This window comes from Nocardioides sp. NPDC059952, from assembly GCF_042730435.1.
In the GTDB taxonomy this organism is placed as follows: Bacteria; Actinomycetota; Actinomycetes; order Propionibacteriales; family Nocardioidaceae; genus Nocardioides.
Map to the genome: position 1 here is coordinate 19,405 of NZ_JBHWLY010000075.1, position 11,574 is coordinate 30,978.

Sequence of the window (11,574 nt, forward strand, 5' to 3'; positions counted from 1 at the left end):
GTTGCCTGAGCTTCCCGAGGTCGAGGTCGTACGCGCCGGCCTCGAGCGCCACGTTCTCGGCGCGAGGATCATCGCCGTCGAGGTCCTGCATCCCAGGCCCGTGCGACGCCATCTCGCCGGTGCCTCGGCCTTCGCCGAGGAGCTGAGGGGCCGCGCGCTCGTCGGTGCTCGCCGCCGTGGCAAATACCTGTGGCTGCCGCTGGACTCCGGTGACGCCCTCATGGCCCACCTCGGCATGAGCGGCCAGATCCTCGTCCAGCCGCCGGCATCTCCCGACGAACGGCACCTGCGTGTCCGGATCCGCCTCGAAGGGGCCGCCGAGGGGCGCGAGCTCCGCTTCGTCGACCAGCGCATGTTCGGCGGCCTCTCGATCAGCCCCGGGGGAGCCGAGCTCCCGCCCGAGATCGTCCACATCGCCCCCGACCCGCTCGAGGCCGCCTTCGACGAGGACGCGGTCGTCCGGCGGGTCCGGCGATCGGCCAGCGGCATCAAGCGGATCCTGCTGAACCAGACCGTGATCAGCGGCGTCGGCAACATCTACGCCGACGAGGCGCTGTGGCGCGCCAAGCTGCACGGCGAACGGCCGGGGGACCGGCTGACCGGCCCGAAGGTGCGCGAGCTGCTCGGCCACGTACGCGACGTGATGACCGAGGCGCTCGCCCAGGGCGGCACCTCCTTCGACGCGCTCTACGTCAACGTGAACGGCGAGTCGGGCTACTTCGAGCGTTCGCTCGCTGCGTACGGACGTGAGGGCGAGCCCTGCGACCGGTGCGGTTCCCCGATGCGTCGCATCGCCTTCATGAACCGTTCCTCCTACTTCTGCCCCACCTGCCAGCCGGCTCCTCGAGTCAGGCGGATCCAGGGGTAATTAGTCCGTCTGGGCTATTGCTCACGGCCCGTTTGTGCCCGTGAATGTTGCAGCACTGTGACGCTTCCGAAAATCGGCGGCGAAAGTTAAGTGAACGGGATTCGGTTGGGTTAGTCTCTCGGTCGTTCGTCCTGGGTGCAGCTCTGCACCGGCCGGGGGGCAGCAGACGACGCACCGCCATGTTCGGGCTGGCGGTTTTGACGGGTGGCTACGTGGCCATCCGGATCTCGGGGAAGACAAACCACGGCCGACCCATACCGGCACGGGCGTGAACCACCATGCCCTGCCCTCGGGTGGTCAAGCTCGACAAGGACAACAGGTGGCTCCCCACAAGCTCGCCGTATCCGATCATGCGCCCACAACGCGCACGCAGGATCTGGACTTACCGCACCCCCGTGTAGACAACGACCAAGGCATACAGACCCGGGTCATCCCGGTCGCCATGGCCGCCGACCTCAACTACGCCAGACCAATGGCGGTGACGATCACATCGTTGCTGGAGAACGCCGCACCGGGCACCAGCTACGACTTGAGGATCCTGGTCGCCGAGGAGTATCCCGAGGACGTACGCCAGCAGTTCCTGAGCTATGAGGCCCGCTACCCGGGTACGACGATCTCCTTCGTCGTCGTCGACGCGTTCTCCGACGTCAAGGTTTCGACGTCACACCTGACCGCGCCGACGTACTTCCGCCTCGAGCTGCCCGACCTCTTCGCGGATCTCGACACGATCGTCTACCTCGACGCGGACATCGTCGTCGAGAACGATCTGGGCGAGCTCTACGAGCAGGACGTCGAGGATGCGTACGTCGCCGCCGTCCCGGCCGCGACCTACCACCTGCGCAGCGACGAGGCCGCACAGGCGATGGGCCTGCCGACGTTCCGGCGCTATATCAACGCCGGCGTCATGCTGATGAACCTGCGGCGCATGCGCGAGGACGGGCTCGTCGAGAGGTTCATGGAGCTCTCCATGCAGGAGTTCGAGTCCGACGACCAGGACATCATCAACATCGTCTGCTACGACGGGATCCGGCACCTCCCGCTGCGCTTCAACCTGATGACGAAGTACGGCCCGAAGAATGTCGAGGAGTTCTGGTCCCGGCCCGCGCCGCGGCTGGTCTGGACGAAGGAGGAGTACGACGAGGCGCTGCGCTCGCCCGTCGTCATCCACTTCGCCGACAAGCGCAAGCCGTGGGTCGATGCCTCCGCCGACTTCGCCGAGCGCTGGTGGCACTACGCCTCGCTGAGCCCGATGGGCGCCGAGATCATGAGCAGCTACCTCTCCGGTGCTGTCGAGGCCGCGGCCGGCTTCACCACCGGGGTTCGCACCCGGCTGCGGAACCGCGTGGTCCATCTGGAGCGCGAGCTCGAGGGCCGCGAGAAGGCGCTCGAGGACACCCGTCGCTCGGTGACCTTCCGGATCGGCTCGTTGGTGACCTCGGCTCCTCGCCGGATCCGGAACACGATCAATCAAAGGAACGACCCACGGTGAGCTCGATCAAACTCCTCCTCGCGTACCACAAGCCCGACGTCCTGCTGAAGGACGACATCCTGACGCCGATCCACGCGGGGCGGGCGCTCGCGCGCCAGCGGCTGCCGGAGGACAGCGAGGACCTGACGTGGCTGCTCGAGAACACCATCGGTGACGACAGCGGTGACAACATCTCGGAGAAGAACGCCTCCTACAACGAGATGACAGCCCTCTATTGGGCCTGGAAGCACTACGAGGAGCTCGGCGACCCCGACTACGTCGGCTTCATGCACTACCGCCGGCACTTCATGTTCAAGGACGGCGACCGGACCGAGTACGAGCTGACGAACCTCGGCTCACCGGAGTACCTCGACGACACCCTGGGCTACAGCCGCGAGGCGCTCGAGGAGATCCTCGCCGACTGCGACTTCGTCTACCCGCGACCGCACTACCGCAAGACGGTGCGTGACCACTTCGAGCGCAACCACCACATCCAGGACCTCGATACGGCGGTGGCGATCATCGCGGATCGGTTCCCGGACTTCGTGGCCTCCGCGGAGGCGTACCTCGCCGGCAACCAGGCCATCTTCTGCAACATGTTCATCATGCCGAAGGCGATGTACTTCGAGTACGCCGACTTCATGTTCAGCACGCTCGAGGAACTCGAGGTCCGTGCCGACATGGAGGGCAAGCGGATGTTCGTCTCGGAGTGGCTGACCGGGATCTTCATCACCGAGATGCTCGCCCGGGGACACCGTGGCCGTGCGCTCCCGCGCACGACGGCAGAGGGTCCGCACACGATCCCGGTGATCATGGCTGCCGACCTGAACTACTCCAAGCCGCTCGCGGTGACGATCACCTCCCTCCTGGAGAACGCCCAGCCGAACACCAGCTACGAGGTGAACGTGCTGGTGGCCGAGGAGTATCCGAAGGACGTACGCGACCAGCTGCTCAGCCTCGAGACCAGCTATCCGGGCACCACGATCAACTTCGTCGTGGTCGACAGCTTCAAGGACGTCACGATCACAACGTCGCACGTGACGGTCGAGACGTACTTCCGGCTGATGATCCCCACGCTCTTTCCCGAGCTCAAGCGCTGCATCTACCTCGACGTCGACCTGGTCGTCGAGCGTGACCTCACTCCGTTGTTCCGACAGGTGCTCGACGACAAGTACCTCGCCGGCGTGTACGCCGCCGGCTACCACGCGGAGACGGACGAGAAGGCTGCCGAGATCGGGTTGCCCTCCTACGACCGGTACGTCAACGCCGGGGTGCTCCTGATGAACCTGGAGAACATCCGCAAGGACGGTCTCGTCGAGAGGTTCCTCGAGCTGTCGGTGAAGGGATTCGAGTCCGACGACCAGGACGTCCTCAACGTTGCCTGCTACGACGGGATCCTCTCGCTGCCGTTCCGGTTCAACGTGATGACCAAGTACTTCCCGCAGAACTTCGACGAGTTCTGGGCCTGGACGGGCGTCAAGGAGAGCTACTCCAAGGACGAGTGGCAGCAGGCGGTGAACTCGCCCGTGATCATCCACTACGCCGACAAGCGCAAGCCGTGGAAGGACGCCTCGACGGACTTCGCCGACCGCTGGTGGCACTACGCCGCGCTGAGCCCGGTGCGAGACGAGATCGCCGAGGCCTACCTTGCCGAGGCGATGGCGACCTCGACCGAGCGGATCGCGAAGTACCGGAGCAACCTGGTCGAGGCGCGCCGGGCGCGGCGCAGGGCCGAGGACCAGTCCCGCAAGGCGGGGGAGACGGCGGAGTACCAGGATGCGGTGCTGGCGGCCGTACGGCTCGAGCGGGAGGTCAGGCAGCTCAAGCGCACACTGCGCGACCGCGACCGCGAGCTCGCGGACACCCGCAGCTCGGTCTCGTTCAAGGTCGGACGCGCCGCGACCATGCCGCTTCGGAAGGTGCGTGACGGCAAGCGCCGAGCCGACGAGGAGGTTCCCGCGCCGGGGCCCTCCGGGCACGCGAGTCCGCCTGCCGGAGGACCGGGCGGGAAGTCCCCCGGGAAGGGTCTCGAGGTCCGCACGGCGGCGCCCGAAGTCCCGGACCCGGTCAACCAGGCCGGGGGGATCAGGAAGCTCTATTCGAGAGCGATGCCTGCCTCGAAGCATCAGGCGGCGACGACCGCCGACGAACAGCGTCGGCTGATTCGGCGCGGCTATCGCGACTTCGAGATCAAGCAGATCGAGCTGAGCAGGTCGATGGCACACCTGGAGAGCATGCTCGAGGAGGTCGTCGGCCTGGTCCGCGCCTCGGAGCGCACGACCGTGGACACCATCGAGGACGCCTCGGTGCGTACGCTCGACGCCATCGTGCAGTCCGGCGAGTCGCTCGCCAAGATGGTGGGCGAGGCGAGCGACGAGATGGAGAAGCTCGCGCTCGTCAGCAAGCAGGTCGAGGAGCTCGCCGAGCGCACGGAGGACGTCTACGGCAAGGCCTTGGGGGCCGCACGCTCATCCAGCGAGGCCGCCTGGGCGGCGAGGTTCCACGACGGCGTCTCGGCGAGCCCATGGCTGGCCGGAACGGCGCTCGCCCCGGGCCGTCGACCGGCTGGATACCCGTTCCTGATCGCCCTCCACCGGATTCTCGAGGAGATGCGACCAGTCGCCGTGCTCGAGCTGGGTCTCGGCCAGGCGACCACGATGACGGCACAGTACGCCGCGAGCCACCCGGACGTGCAGCACCAGGTCGTCGAGCACGACGAGGGCTGGATCCGGTCGTTCGGTGAAGGTGCCGAGCTGCCGAGCACCACCGCCGTCACGGCTCTCGACCTGGAGAACGTGAGCTTCCGAGGCGACTCCGTCGTGCGCTACCGCGGCTTCGAGCAGGTTGCGGACGGCGCCACCTGCGATCTGGTCATCGTCGCCGGCCCGGTGGAGGACGAGGACAACGTCTACACGAGGATCGACGTCCTCGACCTGATCCCGCAGCGCCTCTCGGACCGGTTCGTGATCGTTCTCGACGACTACGACCGGCCGGCGGTGCACCGAACTGCCGATGCCGTCATGACCGCGCTACGCGATGCCGGGATCGACGCGGTCGCGGCGACCTGCTCCGGTACGAAGACGGTCTGGCTCGCGATGTCGCCCGACCTGCACGACCTGGGGCTGATCTGATGGCGGAACGTGAGATCCGGCTCAGCGTCGTCCTGCCGGTGTACAACGTCCAGAAGCACCTCGACCAGTGCATGGAGAGCCTCGTCCGGCAGACGCTGACCGGTGTCGAGTACATCTGCATCGACGACGGCTCGACGGACCGCTCGCTCCGGATCCTGCGGGACTACGAGCGGTACGACGCCCGGTTCCGGGTGATCTCCCAGGCGAATGCGGGAGTGGCCGTGGCCAGGAACCGGGGCATCGCCGAGGCCCGCGGCAGATACGTCGCGTTCATGGATCCTGACGACCTGTATCCCGATCCGACCACGCTGGAGAAGCTGTGGGACGCCGCCGAGACGCACGGCGTCGCCATCGCGGGCGGATCCTGGAGCGAGCAGCACCCGACCTGGGTGCGGACGAACTTCGAGGGCGTCTACGACCAGTACACCTTCGAGCGCGACGAGCTGATGTCCTACGCCGACTACCAGTTCGACTACGGGTTCCATCGGTTCATCTACTCGCTGGACCTGCTCCGCACCCACGACATCGGGTTCCCCGAGCTCATCCGCTTCCAGGACCCGCCGTTCTTCGTCCGCGCGATGGTGGCTGCCGAGCGGTTCTACGCACTGGCGGAGCCGACGTACCGCTACCGCTGGGGTCACCAGAAGCTGGACTGGAACCACCGCCGGACGATGGCGGTCCTCACCGGCCTCCAGGATCTGCTCAGCACCGCTGCCGACCATGGTCTGGACGACCTGCGGGCGCTCGCCTGGTGGCGGCTGACCACTGAGTACCGATCCCGCTTCACCGAGCGCATGCTCCACGGCGACGTCACGATCCTCGAGTCGCTGATCGAGTGCATGAAGTGGGCGCCTTCGGCGGAGGCGGCCGCCGAGATCTCGACGATGATCGCCGAAGGCCACCCATCGGTGACCGTGGCGCGAGCGGGGTAGCACGCCGATGCCACGCAAGAGCCTGATGCCAGGGCATCCGAGAATCGATCAGCGGGTCGCCGGCCTGACCAGGGGCGACTCCGTCGTCTACCACCGCAAGGGCGACTCCGTCCTGGCCACCGCGTTGTGCCGCGCGCTCGGACCGGAGTACGAGGTCGTCACGGTCGGCAGCGGGGAGGCATTCCGTAGACTCCTCGACGGCGCCGACCCGCGAGACCTCTTCGTCGCCGACGGTCGGCCCGGCGAGCGCCCCGAGGACCGGCGTGTCATCGGGGCCGCCGATCTGCTCGCAGAGCTGCTGGTCACCCGCGGTGAGTCGATGGAGGCGCCGGAGTGGCTGCGAGACCGGATCCAGGACGACGAGGCGTACTTCAGCTTCGGCGAGGAACGCCCTGACGAGGTGCTCTACCTGTGCGGGACCCTGGGGTGGGCCTCGGGGTTCTTCGCCGAGTACCTCCACGCACTGAACCAGGTCGTGCACGCGCGCAAGAACGGCTTCGTCCCGGTCGTCGACTGGCAGACGTATGCGAGCAACTTCGCCGCCGGTCGTGGCGACTTCATGACCCGAAACGCCTTCAACTACTTCTACGAGGACGTCGGCGGCGTGAGCGTGTCCGACGCATTGCGGGCGAAGCACGTCATCGTGTGTCACGCGCGGCGCCCGACGGTGGTCTCGACCCGACGCATCTTCCTCGACGACGAGTTCCGCGAGATGGTGCGCGACCGGTTCGGAGACTGCTTCCGGCGTACGTCGGCGCTGCAGGCGGTGATCGACATCGTCAGGGAGAGCCTGCCCACGTCGAGGGCCAAGGTGCTCGCGGTCTACGCGCGGGGGATGGAGTTCCGGAGGATGGCCGCCGACTCACCCCACCTTCGGGGTCACGAGCTACAGCCGTCGATCGAGGAGGTGATCGCCAAGACGCGCGACTTCCTGGCCCGATATGAGGTCGACAACGTCCTGTTCGCGTCCGAGGATCGGCAGTACTGCGAGTCCATGGTGAAAGCGTTCGGGGATGTGGTGACGGTGCTTCCGGTCGTCCAGGTCGACTACGACTCCGACGTTTCCATCCCCTACCTGGTGGCTCGCTATCCGAAGAAGGGATCAGCGGAGAACCTGACGAGTCTCTACCGCTATGTCGCGTCCCTGACGGTGATGTCCGAAGCCGACTACTTCATCTCCGGGATCAACTCCGGCAGTGTGTACGTCGCGACCCGCGGCGACTTCGAGGACATGTACACGTTCGACATCGGGTTGGCCGGAAGGGATCTGCCGCAGTGAGGGCCGCCCGCCGGGTGAGAGGGCTGCTGCGGGGCAGGCCGACGCTCAGCGTGGTCGTGCCGGTCTACAACGTGGCGGAGTACGTCGAGAAGAGCCTGCGCAGCATCTTGGGCCAGCCGCGGACCGAGATCTCGAGGCTCGAGGTGATCGTCGTCGACGACGGCTCGACCGACGGGTCGGCGCAGATCCTGCGGCGCCTCGCCGCTGAGGAAGCCTGCGTCACCGTCATCACCCAGCCGAACTCGGGGGTGTCGACGGCGCGTCACACCGGGATCGACGCGGCGACCGGACAGCTGCTGACGTTCGTCGACCCCGACGACACGCTTCCGCACGATGCGTGGTCGGCGATGGTGCGGTCGCTGCGGCGTACGGGCTCGGACTTCGTGGTCGGTGCCGCGGAGCGGGTCGCGTTCGACGGGGGAGCGGAGCGGAGGTTCATGACCCCGCTGATGCGCCGCAACCACGCGGAGGAGCGGCTCAGGTGCCGGATCGAGGACGCACCGTTGATGCTCGCCGACATCTTCGTGTGGAACAAGATCTTCCGGCGATCGTTCTGGACGGAGAACGCGATCGCCTTCCCCGAGCGCACTCGCTACCAGGACCAGGTCGCGCTCACGCAGGCGTTCCTCGCCGCGGACTCCTTCGACGTCATCACGGAGATCGTCTACGACTGGCAGGTCCGCTCCGACCGGTCCTCGGCGACGCAGCGGCGCGCGCAGATCGCGAACCTCGTCGAGCGGATCGACACCAAGCGCCAGACCATCGACCTCGTACGCGCGGCCGGCTCGGCGAAGCTCATGGAGACCCTGCTCGTCGAGGTCTTGCCGATCGACATGTGGGAGCACTTCCGCGCGGCCGTCCACCCCGACACCGAGGACCCGAGCCGGTACTGGGAGCTGCTGCGCGGCGCCGTCCTGGAGTTCTGGTACGAGGCCGGGGTGCCGTTCGAGAACACCACGGTTCCGCGTGCCCAACGGCTGATGGCGTGGCTGGTCGCCCAGAACCGGGCCGAGGACCTCGTCGCGCTGATCGCGATGATCGACAGGTACGGCGCCCGGGCTGCCGTTCGGCGGCATCCGTGGCGCTCGGATCCGGCGCTGCCCCCGGATCTGGGCAACATCGAGAAGGTCGGTGGGAGTGCCCTGCTGACGCGGCAACCAATGCGTGGATAGGCTCGCCCCGTGCGAGAACGTTTCCGGTTGACCCCAGGCGGTCGTTATCCCCACGAGCCTTGGTTCCACATCGGTTCATTGGGGGTGACCACGACGTGGCTCGTGGTCTTCGCGAGCATCGTCGGGCTGGTCCTGTTCGCTGTGATGGGTGGCCAGGGCGTGCTGGCCGGGCTGGCCCTGATCCAGCCCAACCTCGCCGATCTGAAGCTGTGGACGCTGGTCACCTGGCCGTTCGCCTACCCGCAGTTCAGCATCTTCGATGTCCTGGCGATCTTCTTCTTCTGGTACTTCGGCTCCGACCTCGAGCGCAACGAGCTCGGCCGGGTCCGGTTCGCCTGGCTGCTGGTGGCGTTCACCGCGGTGCTCTCGTTCCTGGCTGTCCTCTTCGGTGCGGTGCTGGACCCGACGTACGTCCTCGCCGGCCTCGGGATGCTGGAGATGATGGTGGTGCTGCTGTGGATCGCGCAGTGGCCCGACCGGATGTTCATGTTCAACATCCCGGCCTGGCTCTTCGGTGTGATCCTCGTCGGCATCCAGCTGATCCAGTACCTCGGCTACCGCAGCTGGGTGATGCTGCTGGTCTTCGTCGTCGGCCTCTTCGTCAACGCCTTCGTGGCACGCCAGTTCGGGCTGCTCGACCGGTTCCCCTGGATCCCGCAGGTGGCCGGCGCGCCCGGGCAGCCGAAGGCGGCCAAGCCCGCCAAGGCCAAGAAGCGCAAGTCAGGCCCGACCGTGGTCACCGGTCCCTGGGAGTCCTCGACCGTCTCCAAGGACGACCAGCGGATGGACGAGCTCCTCGACAAGATCCACGCCGAGGGCGCCGACTCGCTGACCAGCAAGGAGAAGAAGGAGCTCATGCAGCTGCGTGAGCGCCGCCGCCGCGGCTGAACCGAAGTTGAGTGCGATGCACTCAAGTTTTGCCCGAAATGCGGTGGAATCCGCTGGATCGCACGGTCGGAAGTCCCGGCTTTGGACGCGCGACGTTGACGCTCGCCGATTACGGTGTCACTCTTGTAGACGGCCCGGTATCGCGGGAACTTCTAGTGATTCCAACGAAGGAAACGTATTCATGGCGAAGGCGCTGATCGGTTACATGAGCAGCGACCTGCGGACTCCCGCCCACCTCACCGCCGAGAATGCTCGGTTGCGTGCACGTGTGCGTGAGCTCGAGGATCTCGTTCTCTCCCTGAAGACGGAGAACGATGCACTGGTCGAGGCGCACACCGCGGACCTCGACACCTCGATGCAGGAGATGCAGCCCGCCTGACCTGCGGGCAACTCTGCAACACCACGAGCGAGAGCTATTTTCAACGCTGGCCTCGTTCAGGGGGAACCGACTCTGTACTCAGGGTCGGTTTCGACCTTTTCGGGGGTCTCCGCATTGGTCGCCGAGCGTTCATCTGAGGTTCGGCCGGTGGGCGTCCAGGACTTCCCGGCGTCGCTACGCTCGCGCGGTTCGCCGCCGTCGGCGGCCCGTATCGTGATCCCCCAGGAGCTCTCCGTTGTCCTCGTTGCGCCAGAACCCGGTCCTGCGTTCCGCGGCCCGCCGCCTGCCCGCCCCGCTCAAGGAGCAGATCAGGGCGGCGCTGGCCCGCCGTGAGCAGCGCCGCCGCAAGCCGGTCATCGGGCTCGCCGGGTTCTTCGGAGCCGGCAACTACGGCGACGAGCTGTTCCTGTCGGTCTACGAGCAGTACTTCGGCGAGGAGTTCGAGCTGCGGGTGCTCGCCGACAACATGACCAAGCCCTACTACGACCGGCCGCTGGCAGAGATCGTCGACGAGGTGGACGCCGTCCTCATCGGCGGAGGGGACATCCTGCAGCCCTGGCAGGCCGACCCGCGCTACTTCAACCACAAGATGCTGGCCAAGCCCGTCTTCGTGGTCGGCATCGGCGTGCCGCTCTACCGCAACACCGAGATCAAGCCGCACATCATCGAGAAGCACAAGAAGTTCCTCGAGCACCCGAACGTGAAGTTCATCGGCGTCCGCGACCAGCCGACCGCCGACTGGGTCCTCGCCAACATCTCCGCCGACCTGGACATCAAGGTCGCCCCCGACATGGTCTGCTCGCTGGACCTTCCCGCGGCGTCCAAGCCCGAGGGTGCGCCGATCCTCGGCGTGGTCACCCGCTACCGCCCCAACCTCGAGGAGCCCGACGACTACTCGCGCATCGAGGAGATGGCCGGCAAGGCGATCGCGGAGGGCTGGCGCGTACGCCACCTCATCCTCGGCACGATGGACGTCGGCCGCCGCGACGTGTCCAACGCGGACGACCTCGACATCCCGGGCAAGGAGGTCGTCTACACCGAGGACCTCGACGAGCTCACCCGGGCGATCGGGGAGTGCACCGCGTTCGCGAGCATGAAGTTCCACGGCTCGGTGGTGGCCACGATGTACGGCGTGCCGTCGATCGTGATGATCGCGACCAACAAGAACCGCAACTTCATGAAGCGGATCGGGCTCGAGGCCAACGTCTCCGCCTTCGACGCCGCCGACCTGGCCGAGAGGTTCGCCGACCGGGTCGTCCCGGACCCCGAGGCGGTCGCGGGCCTGCGTACGGCCGCCGACGCCCACCTGCGGGAGCTGCGGGACGGGGTGAAGCGGACGCTGGGCTTCTGAGACTTCCGCTGGTCGAGCCGCGAGCGCCAGCGAGCGTGTCGAGACCAACACAGTCCTCTCGAGCGCCGAGCCCACGGTGTTGGTCTAGACACCCCACCCCCGAGCG

General features: G+C 66.9%; 9 protein-coding genes. All 9 read left to right on the top strand.

What is annotated here, in order from left to right:
* Position 1 precedes the first annotated feature (1 nt).
* Complete coding sequence (mutM, locus tag ACFV9G_RS24840) at positions 2-868, top strand: bifunctional DNA-formamidopyrimidine glycosylase/DNA-(apurinic or apyrimidinic site) lyase (RefSeq protein ID WP_378731014.1); 867 nt, start codon at positions 2-4, stop codon at positions 866-868.
* A gap of 442 nt (positions 869-1,310) precedes the next feature.
* A complete protein-coding gene (locus ACFV9G_RS24845; protein ID WP_378731016.1) occupies positions 1,311-2,357 on the top strand; it encodes a glycosyltransferase family 8 protein in 1,047 nt (348 codons plus the stop codon).
* Positions 2,354-5,467 carry a DUF4422 domain-containing protein gene (locus ACFV9G_RS24850; protein WP_378731018.1) on the top strand — a complete coding sequence of 1,038 codons (3,114 nt, stop codon included), beginning with the start codon at positions 2,354-2,356 and terminating at the stop codon, positions 5,465-5,467. Before ACFV9G_RS24845 ends, ACFV9G_RS24850 begins: the two co-directional genes overlap by 4 nt.
* Positions 5,467-6,399 carry a glycosyltransferase gene (locus tag ACFV9G_RS24855; protein ID WP_378731020.1) on the top strand — a complete coding sequence of 311 codons (933 nt, stop codon included), beginning with the start codon at positions 5,467-5,469 and terminating at the stop codon, positions 6,397-6,399. The genes ACFV9G_RS24850 and ACFV9G_RS24855 overlap by 1 nt, the downstream gene beginning before the upstream one ends.
* A gap of 7 nt (positions 6,400-6,406) precedes the next feature.
* Complete coding sequence (locus tag ACFV9G_RS24860; RefSeq protein WP_378731022.1) at positions 6,407-7,678, top strand: hypothetical protein; 1,272 nt, start codon at positions 6,407-6,409, stop codon at positions 7,676-7,678.
* Positions 7,675-8,850, top strand: a complete 1,176-nt coding sequence (locus ACFV9G_RS24865) for a glycosyltransferase family 2 protein (protein ID WP_378731024.1) — start codon at positions 7,675-7,677, stop codon at positions 8,848-8,850. The genes ACFV9G_RS24860 and ACFV9G_RS24865 overlap by 4 nt, the downstream gene beginning before the upstream one ends.
* An 84-nt stretch (positions 8,851-8,934) precedes the next feature.
* Entirely contained in the window at positions 8,935-9,738 is an 804-nt protein-coding gene (locus tag ACFV9G_RS24870; RefSeq protein ID WP_378731026.1) for a DUF6576 domain-containing protein, read from the top strand.
* A gap of 181 nt (positions 9,739-9,919) precedes the next feature.
* Complete coding sequence (locus ACFV9G_RS24875; RefSeq protein WP_378731028.1) at positions 9,920-10,117, top strand: hypothetical protein; 198 nt, start codon at positions 9,920-9,922, stop codon at positions 10,115-10,117.
* A 235-nt stretch (positions 10,118-10,352) separates the two neighbouring features.
* On the top strand, positions 10,353-11,468 hold the full coding sequence (locus ACFV9G_RS24880; RefSeq protein ID WP_378731030.1) for a polysaccharide pyruvyl transferase family protein: 1,116 nt from the start codon (positions 10,353-10,355) through the stop codon (positions 11,466-11,468).
* Positions 11,469-11,574 lie beyond the last annotated feature (106 nt).

Bases quoted from the DNA above. Each gene is read 5' to 3' on its own strand.
- ACFV9G_RS24845 (WP_378731016.1), top strand. From the start codon at position 1,311: ATGGCCGCCGACCTCAACTACGCCAGACCAATGGCGGTGACGATCACA.
- ACFV9G_RS24855 (WP_378731020.1), top strand. From the start codon at position 5,467: ATGGCGGAACGTGAGATCCGGCTCAGCGTCGTCCTGCCGGTGTACAAC.
- ACFV9G_RS24860 (WP_378731022.1), top strand. From the start codon at position 6,407: ATGCCACGCAAGAGCCTGATGCCAGGGCATCCGAGAATCGATCAGCGG.
- ACFV9G_RS24875 (WP_378731028.1), top strand. From the start codon at position 9,920: ATGGCGAAGGCGCTGATCGGTTACATGAGCAGCGACCTGCGGACTCCC.